The sequence below is a fragment of the Streptosporangium sp. NPDC006013 genome, from assembly GCF_040614275.1.
Classification (GTDB): domain Bacteria; phylum Actinomycetota; class Actinomycetes; order Streptosporangiales; family Streptosporangiaceae; genus Streptosporangium.
Genome location: NZ_JBEXUE010000074.1, coordinates 13,176 through 29,161 on the forward strand (window position 1 = coordinate 13,176; position 15,986 = coordinate 29,161).

At 70.5% G+C, this 15,986-nt stretch carries 10 protein-coding genes and 1 pseudogene; 10 read left to right on the forward strand and 1 reads right to left on the reverse strand.

Going from position 1 to position 15,986, the window contains the following annotated elements:
- The first annotated feature begins 118 nt into the window (after window positions 1–118).
- From ABZ260_RS14370 to ABZ260_RS14410, 9 genes are all read left to right on the forward strand, one after another.
- Window positions 119–973: an ABC transporter permease gene (locus ABZ260_RS14370; RefSeq protein ID WP_355616816.1), complete on the forward strand. Its 855-nt coding sequence runs from the start codon at window positions 119–121 to the stop codon at window positions 971–973.
- Window positions 970–2,385: a dihydropyrimidinase gene (gene hydA / locus ABZ260_RS14375; RefSeq protein ID WP_355616818.1), complete on the forward strand. Its 1,416-nt coding sequence runs from the start codon at window positions 970–972 to the stop codon at window positions 2,383–2,385. Before ABZ260_RS14370 ends, hydA begins: the two co-directional genes overlap by 4 nt.
- A gap of 12 nt (window positions 2,386–2,397) precedes the next feature.
- Entirely contained in the window at window positions 2,398–3,261 is an 864-nt protein-coding gene (locus tag ABZ260_RS14380; RefSeq protein ID WP_355616820.1) for a carbon-nitrogen hydrolase family protein, read from the forward strand.
- Between the two features lie 51 nt (window positions 3,262–3,312).
- On the forward strand, window positions 3,313–5,001 hold the full coding sequence (locus ABZ260_RS14385; protein WP_355616822.1) for a thiamine pyrophosphate-binding protein: 1,689 nt from the start codon (window positions 3,313–3,315) through the stop codon (window positions 4,999–5,001).
- A 21-nt stretch (window positions 5,002–5,022) separates the two neighbouring features.
- Entirely contained in the window at window positions 5,023–5,511 is a 489-nt protein-coding gene (locus ABZ260_RS14390; protein ID WP_355616824.1) for a (2Fe-2S)-binding protein, read from the forward strand.
- The gene (locus tag ABZ260_RS14395) at window positions 5,501–7,849 is read left to right on the forward strand and encodes a xanthine dehydrogenase family protein molybdopterin-binding subunit (RefSeq protein ID WP_355616826.1); all 2,349 of its coding nucleotides are present in this window, start codon (window positions 5,501–5,503) and stop codon (window positions 7,847–7,849) included. The genes ABZ260_RS14390 and ABZ260_RS14395 overlap by 11 nt, the downstream gene beginning before the upstream one ends.
- A gap of 3 nt (window positions 7,850–7,852) precedes the next feature.
- Window positions 7,853–8,590 (forward strand): SRPBCC family protein, encoded by a 738-nt coding sequence (locus ABZ260_RS14400; protein ID WP_355616828.1) that lies wholly within the window; start codon window positions 7,853–7,855, stop codon window positions 8,588–8,590.
- The gene (locus tag ABZ260_RS14405; protein ID WP_355616830.1) at window positions 8,587–10,077 is read left to right on the forward strand and encodes a CoA-acylating methylmalonate-semialdehyde dehydrogenase; all 1,491 of its coding nucleotides are present in this window, start codon (window positions 8,587–8,589) and stop codon (window positions 10,075–10,077) included. The genes ABZ260_RS14400 and ABZ260_RS14405 overlap by 4 nt, the downstream gene beginning before the upstream one ends.
- A 576-nt stretch (window positions 10,078–10,653) precedes the next feature.
- Entirely contained in the window at window positions 10,654–12,687 is a 2,034-nt protein-coding gene (locus tag ABZ260_RS14410) for a hypothetical protein (protein ID WP_355616832.1), read from the forward strand.
- A gap of 105 nt (window positions 12,688–12,792) precedes the next feature.
- Here ABZ260_RS14410 and ABZ260_RS14415 read toward each other — a convergent pair whose 3' ends face one another.
- Window positions 12,793–13,428 carry a class I SAM-dependent methyltransferase gene (locus ABZ260_RS14415; RefSeq protein ID WP_355616834.1) on the reverse strand — a complete coding sequence of 212 codons (636 nt, stop codon included), beginning with the start codon at window positions 13,426–13,428 and terminating at the stop codon, window positions 12,793–12,795.
- A gap of 367 nt (window positions 13,429–13,795) precedes the next feature.
- Between ABZ260_RS14415 and ABZ260_RS14420 the strand changes: the two are divergent.
- Window positions 13,796–15,986: pseudogene (locus ABZ260_RS14420) on the forward strand (DNA/RNA helicase); the annotation flags it as partial.

The following is a 15,986-nucleotide window of genomic DNA, read 5'->3' on the forward strand; positions in this document are numbered from 1 at the left end:
CCCAGCCGGCCGCGCGGCCCGGATCCTGCGCGGAGCGCGATCCTCGGTCGGCGGGACCACCGCGGCTCTGATCATCATTTGGATCGGTCTCACAGTGGCCGCCCCGAGCTTCGCCACCGTGTCGAATCTGCTGAACATCTTTCTTGCCGCCTCAACCCTGGCGATCATCGCGGGCGGGCTGACCCTGGCGCTCATCGCCGGAGAGATCGACCTGTCGCTCGGCTCGGTGGAGGCACTGGCAGGCTCGCTGGCCGCCGTTCTCATCGTGACCGTGGGGCTGCCCTGGCCGGTCGCCCTGGTGCTCGGTGTGCTCGCCGGCGCCGCGGTCGGCGGGGTGAACGCGTTCTTCACCAGCAAGCTGGGCGTGCCCTCGTTCGTCACCTCCCTGGCCATGCTCAGCGTGGCCGGCGGCGCGGCCTACCTGCTCACGCAAGGGACCTCGGTGTTCGGACTGGGCCCCCAGTTCGGCGCGATCGGTCAGGGCAGCCTGTTCGGCATCCCGGCGCCGGTCCTGATCGCCGCGGTGGTCCTGGCCGTGCTCGCCCTCGTACTGCACCGCACCTCGTTCGGCCTGAACATCTACGCCGTCGGCGGGAACCCGGAGGCGGCCCGGCTGTCGGGGGTGAACGTACGGCGCACCAGGGCGATCGTGCTCGTGATCAGTGGAAGCCTGGCCGGCGTCGCGGGCATCATCCTCGCCTCCCGGTTGGACGCCGGCTCCGGGACCGTCGGCGGCGCCGACCTCATGGCGGCGATCGCCGCGGTCGTGATCGGTGGCACGTCACTCAACGGCGGGATCGGCAGTATCGCCGGAACGCTCGTCGGGGCCGTCCTGATCGCCAGCATCCAGAACGGGTTGGTGCTGCTGAACGTCACCGCCTTCTGGCAGCAGGTCGCGATCGGTTCGCTGATCCTCGTCGCCGCACTACTTGACCGTCTTTCAAAGATCAGTACTAAGGGAGTGGCCGTATGAGCGCCATTGGGCAATCCGAGATCCAGCCTCTGGACCTCATCATCCGCAACGGCGTGGTCGTCAACGCGGAGTCGATGGAGCCGATGGACGTCGGAATCAAGGACGGCGTCATCGTGGCGCTCGGCGAGATCGACGCCCCCGCCATTGAAATCGTGGACGCCGCCGGATGCTTCGTGGTGCCCGGCGCGATCGACGTGCACACGCACTTCCACCACTGGGTGAGCTACGTCGGGTCGCACAACGCCGACGACTACGACACCGGCACCCAGGCCGCGGCCTCCGGCGGCATCACCACCATCATCAACTACGCCTTCCAGGAGGAGGGCGAGCCGCTGCGGACCGCCGTCGACCGTGACCTGGAGCTGGCCAAGACCCAGGCGAACATCGACTACGGCCTGCACGTCGTCGTGACCAGCGATGCCGAAACCGCGGTGAAGGAGTTCCCCGCCCTGGCGGCCGACGGGTTCACCAGCGTCAAGGTTTTCGGCGCGGTCACCGGGTTCCAGCTGCCCGACTCGGGCATCCTGCGGGTGCTGGAGGCGGCGGCGGAGAACAACATCCTGGTCAACGTGCACGCCGAGGACGGCGCCCTCATCGAGCACCTGACCGAGTCCTTCCGCAGCCGCGGGCAGACCGGCGTGGAGTACCTGCCGCAGGCCCGGCCGGCGCAGGCCGAGGCGATCGCCACCCGGAAGATCGCCGAGTACGCGGCCTTCCTCAAGGCTCCGGTGTACTTCGTGCACCTGTCGACTGCCGCCTCGCTGGACGCGGTCCGCGAGGTGCGCGACCGCTTCGACAAGATCTTCGTGGAGACCCGGCCGGTCTACCTCTTCCTTGAGGAGAGCGTCTACGAGCTGCCCGAGTCCGAGGGCAACAAGTTCGTCTGCCTGCCGCCGATCCGCTCCACCGAGGACAGCGACGCGCTCTGGGAGGGCCTGCGGCTGGGCGACATCGACACCTACGCCACCGACCACGCCCCATGGCGCAGCGAGCAGAAGCTGGCCGAGGCGCCGTTCTGGAAGATCCCCGCAGGCGTGTCCAACCTGCAGACCAGCGTGCCGATGCTGTTCTCCGAGGGCGTGCGCACCGGACGTTTGCACCCCTGCCGTTTCGTCGCGGTGACCTCCGCGAACCCGGCGAGGCTGTTCGGGATGTACCCCAAGAAGGGCGTCATCGCGGTCGGCTCGGACGCCGACATCGCCGTCATCGACCCGGCCGACGTGCGGGTACTCACCGCCGACCAAATGCACTCCAAGGCCGACTACGACCCGTACGAGGGTTACGAGTGCCACGGCTGGCCGCGCCACGTCTACTCGCGCGGCGAGCTGGTCGCCGAGCGGGGTCAGGCCATCAGCCGCCCCGGCCGCGGGCAGCTCATCCGGCGCGGCCCCAGCTCCTACGACACGGTCTGAGCGGGTGGCGACGTGGCGAACGAACGCGTACTGACGGCGGCACAGGTCGCCGCCGGAGGAGTGGACGCCGCGACGGTGGACGCCCTGCACCTGGCGGAGGGCCCGCACGACCTGATCGTGCTCCCGGAGATCGCGAACGTCCCCTACTTCCCGGTCGCCCCCGACCTGGGCGAGTGGCTCGCAGACACCCTGGCCGACCAGGACACCGAGAGCGTGTTCGCCCCCTACCGCCGCCTCGCGCGGCGGACAGGCGGCTACGTCGTGGCCGGCCTGTGCCTGCCGGGGCCGGAGCGCAGCCGCAACGCCGCGGTCGTCTTCGACCGAGCCGGAGAGGTGCTCCCCGGCCGGGGCGTGCTGTCGGGCGACGAGGTGCTCGTCTACGACAAGACCCACCTGTGCAACGTCCGTCACTACGGCTCGGTATTCCTGGAGGACCAGTACTTCCAGCCGGGCCCCGAACTGGTGGTGTGGGACCTCGACTTCGCCCGGCTGGGCGTGCTGATCTGCTACGACCGGCACTTCCCCGAGGCGTGGTCCACCCTACGCGCAGGCGAGGTCGGCATCGTCGCGGTCCCCACCGCGTCACCGGCGGGAACGGCACCGACCTTCCTCGCCGAGATGCAGGCGATGGCGCTCCAGCAGTCGGTGTACGCCGTCGTGGCGAATCGCGTTGGCCCGGAGTCACTACCGGGCGGGACGACGGCCGACTACCTGGGGCGGTCGGCCGTGCTCGGCCCCGACGGGGCCGTGCTGAACTCGGCGGACCGCGGCCCCTTCGAGCAGGCCTCCGCGCCGTACGACGAGGCGCACCTCGACTCGGTACGCGCGGCGATGGGACTGGCCGCGAGTCGGCGCCCCGCCCTGTACCGGCTCTGAGCCCGCCCATGTCATTTAGCCGATTCCGAACCTGAACCTAGGAGAGCACCCATGAGACGAGTGGCCGATGTCGTCGCCGAGACCCTGCGGGCGCAGGAGATCGACACCTTCTTCATGCTGACCGGCGGTGACCCCGCGCTGTGGACCGCCCTGCAGCGCGAGGGCATCAGGATGATCCCCTGCCGGAGCGAGCAGGGCGCGGCTTACATGGCCGACGGCTATGCCCGGATGACCGGTCGCCCGACCTTCGTCTACGGCCAGCACGGCCCGGGTTCGGCCAACATCGCCTCGGCACTCGCGGACGCCTACTGGGCGATGAGCCCGGTCGTCTCCCTGACCAGCTCGGTGCCCGCGGCGACCCGTGACCGCCACGAATACCAGCTACTGGACCAGCTGGCGATGCACCGGCCGGTGACCCACTGGGCCGGAGAGGCGCTCCGCGGCTCCCACGTGCGGTCGATGCTGCTCCGTGCCATGCACGAGGCCACCAGCGCGCCCGGACCGGCGCACCTGGACATCCCGCGCGACGTGCTGGCCGAGGCGCTGGAGAGCGACGGCACGCCGGACGCCTCGGTGGCCCACCTGCGGGCCCCGCAGTACCGGGTGGCGCCCTCACCGGAGGCGGTCAAGGCGATCGTGGCCCGACTGTCCTCCGCGCGCCGGCTCGTGATCATGGCGGGCTCCGGTTCCCGAGTCTCGGGAGCCAACCCCGAGGTGCAGCAGCTGGCCGACGCCCTGCGGGCGCCGGTCGTCACCTCCATCGGCGGCAAGGCGTCCATCAGCGAGGCGCACCCGCTCGCGGTGGGCGTGGTGGGCCGCTACGCGGCCGGGGTGGCCAACGACGTCGTCGCCGAGGCCGACCTGGTGCTCGTGCTCGGTAGCCGGCTGGGCAGTGTGACCAGTGACTCCTTCACGATGTTCTCCTCGGACCTGATCAGGGTCGACACCCGCACGGACTCGCTGGACCCCTCGGCGACCCTCAACGTGCTGGCGGACGTGAAGCTCACCGCCCAGGCCCTGCTCTCGGCACTCGGCGCCGACCCGCAGGCCGCGACGGGCGCGCGGGACACCGCATGGGTGGCCTCGGTCACCGAGCGGGTCGCCGGCTGGCGCGAGAGCGCGCTCAAGGTGCCCTCGACGGGCGGCGCGTCCGGGCAGATGCACCCCCGCGAGGTGGTGTCCGCGCTGTCCGAGTCGCTCTCGCCCAGTGACGTCATGGTCGCCGACACCGGCTACATGGCCGCCTGGGCCGGCGTTCTCTACCAGGCGCGCGAGGCGGGAACCACCTTCCTGCGGGCCGCGGGCTCGCTCGGCTGGGCGATTCCCGGAGCGCTCGGCGCCCAGCTGGCGGCACCCGACCGCCGGGTGGTCTGCGTCACCGGTGACGGTGGGGCCGGCTACAACATCGCCGAGCTGGAGACCGCGGTGCGGGTGGGCATCCCGGTCACGATCGTGGTGGTCAACAACGGCACCCTGGCCTTCGAGTACCACCTGCAGAAGTACGTCGAGAAGAACGTCATCCCGGAGATCAACGACTTCTCCGACCTCGACTACGGGGCGGTGGCTCGCTCGCTGGGTGCCGACGGTGTGCTGGTACGTTCCAAGAGCGAGCTGGACGACGCCCTGGCCGCGGCGCTGCGCAGCGGCGCCCCCACGCTGATCGACGCCCGCGTGGACCGGGAGGCGATCGCCCCCGTCACCTCGTACGCGAATCAGGGCATCGACCCGTCCGTCATCTGATCTGAACCGAGGAGGCCGCCGATGCCTTACGTCCGCACCACTGTCAACGGCCAGCTGGTCGAGCGCGAGGTGGAAGCCCGCCTGCTGTTGTCCGATTTCCTCCGCCATGATCTGGATCTGACCGGTACACACGTCGGCTGCGAGCACGGTGTGTGCGGCGCCTGCACCGTGCTCGTCGACGACCGGCCGGTACGGGCCTGCCTGATGCTCGCCGTACAGGTGAACGGCAAGCCGGTGCGCACCGTGGAGTCCCTGGCCGAGCCGGGACAACCGCTCTCCTGTGTTCAGGCGGCCTTCAAGCGCAACCACGCCCTGCAGTGCGGATTCTGCACCCCGGGAATCCTCATGTCACTCACCGCGGTACTGGAGGAGGAGGGACCCCCCTCGAAGGAGCGGGCCGTCGACGCCCTTCGCGGGCACCTCTGCCGGTGCACGGGCTACCGCAACATCATGAACGCGGTCGACGAGATCTGCGCGGGACCGAAGGAGGCCTGCGGCGATGTCGGCTAACGTGGGACGGCGGATGCCGCGGCTGGAGGACGACCGGCTGCTGCGCGGAAACGGGATGTATCTCGACGACATCCACCTGTCGGGCTCGCTGCACGCGTACTTCGTCCGCAGCATGCACGCGAACGCGCGGATCACCCGCATCGACGTCGAGGAGGCCCGGCGGGCGCCGGGGGTGCGGCTGGTCCTGACCGGCTACGACCTCGGTGACCTCAACGGCCCGCTGCCACTGCTGGGCCCGCACCCCGACCTGCTGGCCCCGCGCACCCAGCGGCCGCTGGCGGTCGACCGGGTCCGCTACGTGGGCGAGGCCATCGTCATGATCGTCGCCGATGACCGCTACCTCGCCGAGGACGTGGCGGACCTGATCCAGATCGACTACGAGCCGCTGCCGGAGGTCGTCGAGTTCGACGACGCCGGCCGCGACGACCGGTCCGTGCACGACGACATCCCCGGCAACGTGGCCGCCGTCGTGTCGCAGGTCAAGGGTGATCCCGAAGGGGTGATCCGGTCGGCGCCACACACCCTGGAGCTGACCCTGGACATCGAGCGCAGCTGCGGCAGCCCGCTGGAGGGCCGCGGCGTGCTCGCCGACTGGGATCCGCGCCGGCAGAAGCTCACCGTGTTCGACTCGACCCAGTCGCCGGTCGCGATCCGCCAGGGACTCAGCCGGATCCTGGACGTGCCGCTGGACCGGCTGGAGGTCTCCGCGCCCGATGTCGGCGGCGGGTTCGGAACCAAGATCATGCTCTTCTACCCGGAGGAGGTGCTCGTCCCCTACGCCGCGCTCCGGCTGAGCCGGCCGGTGAAGTGGACCGAGGACCGCTGGGAGCACTTCATCAGTGCCAACCAGGAGCGGGGACAGCATCACCGGGCCGTCGTCGCCTTCGACGGCAACGGGCGGATCCTTGCGGTGAGCACCGATTTCGATCATGACACCGGCGCCTACATCCCGTACGGGATCGCTGTGCCGGCCGTCACGGGAACACACCTGCCCGGACAGTACGACATCGAGCACTACCGCTACAGCGGCCGGGTGCTCTACACGAACAAGCCGCCGGTGAGCCCCTACCGGGGCGCCGGTCGGCCGCAGGGTGTCTTCGTCATGGAGCGCCTGATCGCGGCGGTCGCCAAGCGGCTCGGCGTGGAGCCGTGGCGGGTGCGCCGTGCCAACCTCATCCCCTCCGACGCCTTCCCCTACGACACCGGGCTCGACCTGCACGACGGCAGCCGGGCGATCTACGACAGCGGCAGCTACGTGGAGGGCTTCGACCGGATGCTCTCGCACGTCGACGTTGAGGCGTTCCGGGAGCGGCAGCGCGCGGCCCGCACCGAGGGCCGCCACCTCGGCCTGGGCATGGCCACCTATGTCGAGGGAACCGGCGTCGGTCCGTACGAGGGCTGCGCCGCGACGCTGAACAGCAGCGGGCGCATCGTGCTGGAGGTCTCGGTCCCGTCCCAGGGACAGGGCCATGCCACCACCTTCGCCCAGATCGCCGCGGACGTGCTCGGCTGCGCGGCCGAGAACGTCCAGGTGGTCACCGCGGCGGGCGGCCCCAACGCGGTGGGCCATGGCACGTTCGGCAGCCGGGCCGCGGTGATGAGCGGCAACGCGGTCGCCGCCGCCGCCAAGACCCTGCGGGCGAAGATCCTCGAAACCGCGTCGGTACTGCTCGAATGCTCCCCCGACGACCTGGAGACCAGGGAGGGGAACGTCTTCATCCGCGGTGACGAGAGCTCCCGGGTGAGCCTCGCCGACATCGCGAGCGGTTCCAACCCCATCCGCTACCCCGGGACGGAGAGACCCATCCCCTGGATCTCCCGGGAGCCCGGCTCCGAGGCGCCCGTCTCGCTGTCGGCCACCGAGTACTTCCGCAGCGGTCAGTGGGTGTTCGGCAGCGGGGCCCACGGCGTGATGGTGGAGGTCGATCCCGGAACAGGACGGGTCACCATCGACCAGTACGTCGTCGTGCACGACTGCGGGCGGGTCATCAACCCGCTGGTCGTGGACGGCCAGGTGATCGGCGGGTTGATCCAGGGCATCGGAGGCGCACTGCTGGAGCGGCTGACCTTCGCCGACAACGGTCAGCCCACCACCACCAGCTTCCTCAACTTCCACCTGCCGAGCATCGACGACCTGCCACCGCTGGTCCTCGACCACCTGGAAACCCCCTCCCCGTGGAACCCGCTCGGTATCAAGGGCACCGGAGAGGCGGGCATCATCCCGGTCGTCGCGGCGATCGCCGAGGCCATCGAGGACGCGCTGTCCCCGTTCGAGTTCTCCGTCACCTCGATGCCGCTCTTCCCGGCGGAGATCCTCGCCGCTATCGATAAGGATTAGACCATGAACCTCGAACACAGTTTCGATATTATGGCGGAGCCGGATGTGGCCTTCGCCTACCTGATGGACGTGAACCGGGTGGCGACCTGCGTACCGGGCGTGAGCCTGCAGGAAGCGCTGGACGAGAGCACCTACCGGGGCACCCTGAAGGTCAAGGTCGGTCCGGTCACCGTGAAGTACGGCGGCATCGCCCGCATCCTGTCGGCGGATCCGGTCACCAGGGTCGCCACGATCGAGGCGGAGGGCGAGGAGAGCGGCACCGCCGGATCGGTCCGCGCCAACGCCACGATGTCGGTGGTCCCCGCGGCAGGCGGATCGCGCGTCACCGTGAGCACCGAGCTCGCCCTCACCGGTCGCGTCGCCACCATGGGCAAGGGCGTGATCGAGCAGGTCGGCAACCGGATGGTGGCCCAGACCTCCCAGCGGATCGAGCAGGCCATCCTGGAGTCGGTCGCGACCGCCGAGCCGACCGCCGCGGCTCCTCCGGCGGCGGACGCCCCCGGCCCGCTCACCGCGGAGAGCGCACCCGCCGCCCAGCAGGCTCCCACCCGCCCGACTCCGGCCCACGCCGCTCCGGCCCGTCCCGCTCCGGCCCGCTCGGCTCCCGCCGAGGAGGAGTCGCTGAGGGTGATGCCACTGCTGGGATCCCTCATCGCCGACTGGGTCCGCCGGACCTTCGGCAGGATCTTCGGTACTCGCAAGAAGCGTGCGAACCACACCACCCACGGAGAGCGGAAATGACGCACACGATTCACTGGATCGACGGCAGGCCGTGGGCCGGTACCGGTGAGCGCACCGGCGAGGTGTTCGACCCCGCCACCGGCCAGGTGACGGGGCACGTCGACCTCGCCGCCCCCGCCGAGGTGGACGAGGCCGTCGCCTCAGCGGCGAACGCCTTCCAAGGCTGGCGCGACGTGTCGCTGACCAGGCGTACCCAGGTGCTGTTCGCCTTCCGTGAGCTACTCAACTCCCGTAAGGAGGAACTGGCCGCGATCATCACCGCCGAGCACGGGAAGGTCCTCGACGACGCCCTGGGCGAGGTGACCCGGGGGCTTGAGGTGGTGGAGTTCGCCTGCGGCATCCCGCACCTGCTCAAGGGCGGTTTCTCGGAGAACGTCTCGACCAGGGTCGACTCGTACTCGATCCGCCAGCCGCTCGGCGTCGTGGCTGTGATCTCCCCGTTCAACTTCCCGGCCATGGTGCCGATGTGGTTCCTGCCCGTCGCCATCGCGGCCGGCAACGCGGTCGTGCTCAAGCCCAGTGAGAAGAACCCCGGCGCGGCGAACTTCATGGCCGCGCTGTGGAGCGAGGCGGGGCTGCCCGACGGCGTGCTCAACGTCGTGCACGGCGACAAGGTGGCGGTGGACCGGCTGCTGGAGCACCCCGAGGTCAAGGCCGTCTCGTTCGTGGGGTCGACGCCGATCGCGAAATACGTCTACGAGCGGGGCACCCAGGCCGGCAAGCGGGTCCAGGCACTCGGCGGCGCGAAGAACCACATGGTGGTGCTCCCCGACGCCGACCTCGACCTGGTCGCCGACGCCGCGATCAACGCCGGCTTCGGCTCGGCCGGAGAGCGGTGCATGGCGATCTCCGCGCTGGTGGTCGTCGAGCCGGTGGCCGACGCGCTGATCGCCAAGATCACCGAGCGGATGGCGCGGCTGCGGATCGGCGACGGCCGACGCGGTTGCGACATGGGACCGCTGGTCACCCTGGCACATCGCGACCGGGTGGCGTCCTACCTCGACGCGGGCGTCGAGGTAGGCGCGGACCTCGTGGTGGACGGTCGCAAGCAGGAGATCGACGGCGACGAGCGGGGCTTCTGGCTCGGCCCGACGCTGTTCGACCGGGTCACCCCGGAGATGTCGCTCTACACCGACGAGATCTTCGGGCCGGTGCTCTCCGTACTGCGGGTGCCGACGTACGACGCAGCACTGCGACTGGTGAACGGCAACCCGTACGGCAACGGCACCGCGATCTTCACCAACGACGGCGGCGCGGCCCGGCGCTTCCAGAACGAGGTCGAGGTCGGCATGGTCGGGATCAACGTGCCGATTCCGGTACCGATGGCCTACTACTCCTTCGGCGGCTGGAAGCAGTCGCTGTTCGGCGACTCCCACGCGCACGGCGCCGAGGGCGTGCACTTCTTCACCCGAGGCAAGGTGGTGACCTCCCGCTGGCTCGACCCGAGCCACGGCGGCCTCAACCTCGGCTTCCCCACCCAGGACTGAACACCGGCGCTCACATCGCGCGGATCGACGACGGCGCCCCAACTGGAGGAGCACTCCGATACAGCGTGACAACCCAGCGGACCGCCGTACCCTCGGCCGTACACAAGAGCGCGGGTTCTCCTCGATCATGGGGGAACCCACGCTCTTGTGTGTACGGATAGGACGGTCAGCGCCCGGGACCTCGAGCTCGTGCGGCGGGCGGCCAGCACCGGGAACCTGGACTTGGTACTCCTGGAAACCCTGACCGAGATCATCGGGGACGGCCAGGATGCCGAAATCCGGTTCCGTGAGACTGGACACGAACCGCGTTCCCTTCCACCGGTACCCGGACCGGCGGTGTCCGGCGAGGGGAAACGGCCGGATCCGTGACGGACGGAGGTTCCGCATCGCCAAAGCACCCAATACCACCCTATTAACCACCGATATTGCGGAACCCCCTCCCAAATAAGCGTTCATGCCGCACTATGCGCACCTGCGGGAACCTTCGGGCCTCGCTGACATCCAACCTCGTACGCGCCGACGTCCATTCACCGGACGCGAGCCGTACTCCCCGATGTTGATGAAGGTGTCGTGATCATGACGTCGAATGTGACGCGGTTATATCAGGCGGTGCTGCGCGACCCCACCCCTCCGATCTCGATCCGGCTGCGCCGCAGCTTCTCCGACTGGGTCGTACGGAAGGGGTTCCCGCCGCCGAGCGCCGCGGTGGTGAAGGACGAGGCCGAGGCCGGCGGGGCCCGGCTGGTGATGGAGCGGCGCGGCGACTGCGGCCGTTACACGCTGGACGAGCCGTACGGGCAGGGGCACCTGCGGACCCGGGTGACCTACACCGAATCGACGCCGAACATGACCGGATGGGTGGTCGTCACCGTGGAGCAGCACGGGGGACCTGACCCGGCCGCGAGGCGGGAACCGGAGCGGACCGGGAGACGGAGCGCGAAGCAGCGCGGGAAACAGGGAGCCGAACAGCAACCGGAACCGGCGATGGTGAAGGCACCGGGTTTCCTTCCGGCGTACCTGAACACCGCGCGAATCAGTGACGGCGCCGTCCAGGTGGAGGGCGCCGCGGTGCTCCTCACCGAGGACGACGTGCAGCGGTTCGTCTCCGTGATGACCGAGCCCCGGCGCCGGGTACCGATACTGGTCATCTCCTCAGACCCTCGCGACCCCGAGGTGGCGCGGGAGCGTGCCGATCATCTGGCCGACGGCGTCGCCGGCGCGGGCCTGGTCGTACGACTGGCCGACCTGCGCGCCCAGGACCGGTTCAACGAGGCGATGGGCCCGGAGCTGGGCGTGTTCGGCGGAGCGATCCGCACCTACTTCGCCCCCTTCGATCCCGCCAGGGAGCACTATCCCCGCCGGCACCCGCCCATGGGCGACGCCGCGATCCGCGGCCGGGGCGCCGCCGCCCTCGACCGGATCGTCGACGGGACGATCGGTGAGACCGCACATCGCAAGGTCCCCGACGACGTGCGGCGCACGCTCGATGTCGTCCACCGCGTACTCGCCGGACGGGCCGAACTGGGCGAGATCGCCGACGCCGCCGCCCCCCGGCCCTCGAAGGTCGATTTCGCCCGTGAGGAGATGCGGCAGCGGATGATGGCCATGACCAGGCGTCCTACCGTCCCGAAAGCCGAAACCGTCACCCCCGCGGAGGCCCCAGCAGAGGCCACTGCGGAGGCCACTGCGGAGGCCACTGCGGGGGCGGCCGGGGGGACCGTGGAAACCGGGCCGGTCTCCGCCGCGGCGGAGATCGCCCAGAGTGTCGCGGACCTGGTGGTCAAAGAACTGCGCGGGGAGTTGGAGACGGCGCTGGGACTCGCCACCTCGTCGCAGATCGCGGGCGACTCCGGCCAGGTGCTCCGTGAGATCCGCGTGCTCGGCGCGCACCTTTCCGGCCTGCGTGACATCGTCGCGGAACGGCGCGGCGACGGGCCTGCCACCGAGGCGGAGAAGAACCTCCGCGACGAGCACCGGTTGCTCAACGAGGAGTACGCCGAGGCCGTCACGAGCGCCAGGAAGCTCGCCGAGCGGGTCCGCTGGCTGGAGCGCAGGCTCGCCGAGGCGGGCCAGCCGGTGTACGGGGTGACCGAGGACGATCCGGTGTTCGAACCCGGCGGCCTGGTCGAGGTTCTGGCCAAGGCCCGCGAGAGCCTGCATCACATCGGTGTCGGCGACACCGACGGCGCCGCCGCCCGGCTGGACCTGGAGCATCACATCCAGTGCCGTACCTGGGCGGCGAAGGCATGGGACGCGCTGCGTGCCCTGGACGACTTCGCGGGGGCGCGGTCCAGCGGGAGGTTCGCGGGCGGCTTCTACGACTGGTGCGCCGGTGACTCTCCCGGTCGCCGCACCATCCCCACCGGGATGCTCTCCATGCGCGAGTCGAAGAGCGTGGTCACCCGTTCCAAGTTCAGCGCCCCCCGCAGGTTCGCCGTCCCGCCCGAGGTGCATCCGAGCGGGCAGATCCTGATGGAGTCGCACATCAAGCTCCGGTCCGTCGGATACCCGGCCCCTCGGATGTACTTCCACGACGACTCCGCCGGCACCACCGGCAAGATCTGGATCGGCTACCTGGGCGAGCACCTCCCCAACACCCGTACCAACTGACCGAGGAGCTCATCCCACCGGGGCCGGCTCGGCATCCGTCCCGAACCGCCGCCGGTAGGCCGGCGGGCTGAGCCCGGCCCGCCGCCACATCCGGGCGAAAGGCCGCTACCCGGCGGCCGGCTTCCTGGCCGCGAACCGCTCGATGGTGCCGAGCTTGAAACGCTCGTGCCGCTCCACCGCGAATCCCATCTCGCGCACCCCGATCAGGGGCCGGCGGCAGTAGTGCTCGCCGGCCGCCGGCACGCTGAAGAGGTCGACCAGCCGCTGCCCCGTTCGCAACGGCCAGGACGACGAGGCCACGTGGTCGGCCAGGAGCAGCAGGCCGCCCGGTTTGAGCACCCGGGCCATCTCCTCCAGCGCCGCCCGCTCGTCGGAGATGCCGCAGAGTGAGAACGTGCAGACGACCGTGTCGAAGCGCTCGCCGGGAAAGGTCAGTGCGCGCGCGTCGCCCTGCCGCAGGTCGGCCGCCCGGCCGAGAGTCTCGGCCCGGTGCCGGGCCACCGCGAGCATGGCGGCGCTCCACTCCACCCCGGTCAGCCGGACGTCTCCTGAGTAGTGGGCGAGGTTCATGCCGGTGCCGACCGCCACCTCCAGGGTGTCGCCGGACGCCTGCCCGCACAGCCACGGACGGCTGCCGGCGAAGAAGCGGCGCTCGACGAACTCCATCCGCCGGTCGTACGAGTCGGCCTGCCTGTCCCAGTATCGACGCGACCGCGTGTCCTGCATTGAGGAGTTCGTCATGATTTCAAAGTAACTCTCCGGCGGCTGCCACGCGGCTGAGCGACTCGGCGGTGGACGACCACGGTCGTTTCGCGGGTGGACGCCGCACAACCGGTGTCCGTACGCCACCGGCGCCTGGCCGGGGATGCCCTCCCGAAAGGAGTCCACCGCGAAGACCACACTCAGGACTTAGGTTCACATAAAAAATCTTTGTGCGTTCAGTTCACATTTCCTGAAAGATGGTCTACGGTCCATGAGTGTGACGCGGCGCACACTCGATCGGATTACCGAGCGGAGTCCCCTCGCTCCGGTCCGGTTCGGGCCGCGCGTCCCGTCGAGGGAAACCCCCAGTCCAGCAGTGCCGCCGGGCACCGACCTCGGAGGAAACATGGGCAGCGTCGACCGTGCCACCCTGACCCGGGGCGGCAACCCCGCCGCCCTGGCGGCCAGTGGTGACCGCGCCGCCGGAGCGGCGAGTGGCGACCGGACGAGCGGGACGGGCGCGGGCATCCGTGCCCTGGTGATCCCGCACGAGGAGCGCATCGCCGTGATCGCCGAGGAGCAGCGCGCCGTCGACCACGCGTACGACTGCGTCGAGCGCAGACGGCTCGGCGCCGACCGGGTCAGGAGCACGCACGGCCAGGAGCACCCCGACACCGGCCTCCCCTTCGTCCCGGACGTGCCCCCCGAGTTCGGGGTGGAGGACGACCTCGGCGAGCAACCTCTCGTCTTCATGCGCGTCGACGTCGCCGACGACCCGGACGGCCGGGAGACCTGGCGCATCGGACGCCGCGCGGTCCGCGACGCCGAGGGCGATCTCGTCGTGATCAGCTGGACCACCGAGCAGGCGGTCCGCTGGATGAAGGCCCGCGCCTCCCGCCCCGGCGAGATCCGGCTCCGCCGCAAGCTGCGCCTGCACGGGCGCACGGTGACCGACTACCTCGACGACATCCGGCCCCGGGTCGCGAACCGCAGGCTCCAGGAGGTCCCCGAGGCCGTCTCCCCCACCGAGGAGCCGCCCGGCGAGAACGCCGACGCCTTCCTCCTCGCCGACCTCGACCGGGCCCGCGACGGGCTGATGCGCGACATCGTGGAGACCATCCAGCGAGACCAGCTGGACCTGGTCTCCGACGGACGGCCGGGGGTGCTGGTCGTGCAGGGTGGCCCGGGGACCGGCAAGACCGCGGTCGGCCTGCACCGCGTCGTCTGGCTGCTGGACCCGACGAACCGGGGGCTCACCCCGGACGACGTCCTGGTGATCGGACCGCACCGGGGGTTCCTGCGCTACGTCAGCCAGGTCCTGCCGAGGCTCGGCAGCCGGGGGGTGGCGACGGTGGAGGTGGCACGGCTCTGGGACGGCGAGGTCCGCGCCGTCGACACTCCCGCGGCGCACCTGGTCAAGTCGGACGAGCGGATGGCCGAGGTGCTGCGCCGCGTCGTCGAGAGCGGCATCCGGCCCGAGGCACCGGCCTCGCACATCAGCGACGACGTCTTCAGCACCCCGTACCGGGGAGCCGCGCTGACGCTTCCCGGCACCGAGATCGAGGCGCTCGCCGTCGAGGCGCGCGACTCCAGCGGCCCCTACCTGGTCCGCCGCCGCAAGTTCGTCGACACGTTCGTCGACCGCCTGCTGAGCAGGTACGCCAAGGCGCTTCCCGGGCAGCGCCCGGACGGCGCCCTGCGGTCCGGGATCGAGAAGCACGGCCGGGTGGCCTCCCTGATCAACGCGATGTGGCCCGCGCTCAACGCCGAGACCATCCTGCGCAGGACGTTGAACGACCCGGACGCGATCCACGCGGCGGCTCCCGGCGTGCTGACCGAACAGGAGCGGGAGGCGGTGCTGCGCCCCCGGGTGAGCCGTGCCTCCGAGGAGCCCTGGACTCTCGACGACCTCGTCTGCCTTGAGGAGCTGCGCCACCTGTTGTCCGGGGACGAGCCACGCCGCTACCGGCACATCGTGGTGGACGAGGCCCAGGATCTCACCCCCATGCAGGCGCGCTCCATCGCCCGCCGCTGCCCCGGCGGTTCGATGACCGTGCTCGGCGACCTCGCCCAGACCACCGGCGCCCGCCAGTACGACGTGTGGGGACGGCTCGCCGGAATCCTGAGCGGGCGCGACGGCTGGCACCTGGCCGAGCTGGCCGTGGGCTACCGGGTCCCCGACGAGGTCATGCGGTTCGCGGCGCCGCTGGCCAGGGCCGTGTCCCTGTCCACCACGGTCCCGATGTCGGTACGCCCCGCCGACGAGACCTCGCTGACGATCGCGCGCACCGGACCCGAGCGGTTGGCGGACGAGGCCCTCGCGCGGGCGCTGGATCTCGCCACGGCCGACCTGGAGCGGTCGCGGTCGGTCGCGCTGATCGCCCCCGACGGCACCGCGCTGCTGGAGGAACTGGAGCGGAAGGTCGCGGCGCTGCAGGGAACCGTCACGGCGGACGACGTACCGCCGGTGAGCGTGCTGCCCGCGACCATGGCCAGGGGCCTGGAGTTCGACCACGTCGTGGTGGTCGAACCCGCCGCCATCGCCGACCAGGGGCCCGCGGGGCCGCGCCGGCTCTATGTGGCGATCACCAGGTGCA

Coding starts and splice junctions, on each gene's coding strand:
- hydA (WP_355616818.1), top strand. CDS start 970: ATGAGCGCCATTGGGCAATCCGAGATCCAGCCTCTGGACCTCATCATC.
- ABZ260_RS14385 (WP_355616822.1), top strand. CDS start 3,313: ATGAGACGAGTGGCCGATGTCGTCGCCGAGACCCTGCGGGCGCAGGAG.
- ABZ260_RS14390 (WP_355616824.1), top strand. CDS start 5,023: ATGCCTTACGTCCGCACCACTGTCAACGGCCAGCTGGTCGAGCGCGAG.
- ABZ260_RS14395 (WP_355616826.1), top strand. CDS start 5,501: ATGTCGGCTAACGTGGGACGGCGGATGCCGCGGCTGGAGGACGACCGG.
- ABZ260_RS14400 (WP_355616828.1), top strand. CDS start 7,853: ATGAACCTCGAACACAGTTTCGATATTATGGCGGAGCCGGATGTGGCC.
- ABZ260_RS14405 (WP_355616830.1), top strand. CDS start 8,587: ATGACGCACACGATTCACTGGATCGACGGCAGGCCGTGGGCCGGTACC.
- ABZ260_RS14410 (WP_355616832.1), top strand. CDS start 10,654: ATGACGTCGAATGTGACGCGGTTATATCAGGCGGTGCTGCGCGACCCC.
- ABZ260_RS14415 (WP_355616834.1), bottom strand. CDS start 13,428: ATGACGAACTCCTCAATGCAGGACACGCGGTCGCGTCGATACTGGGAC.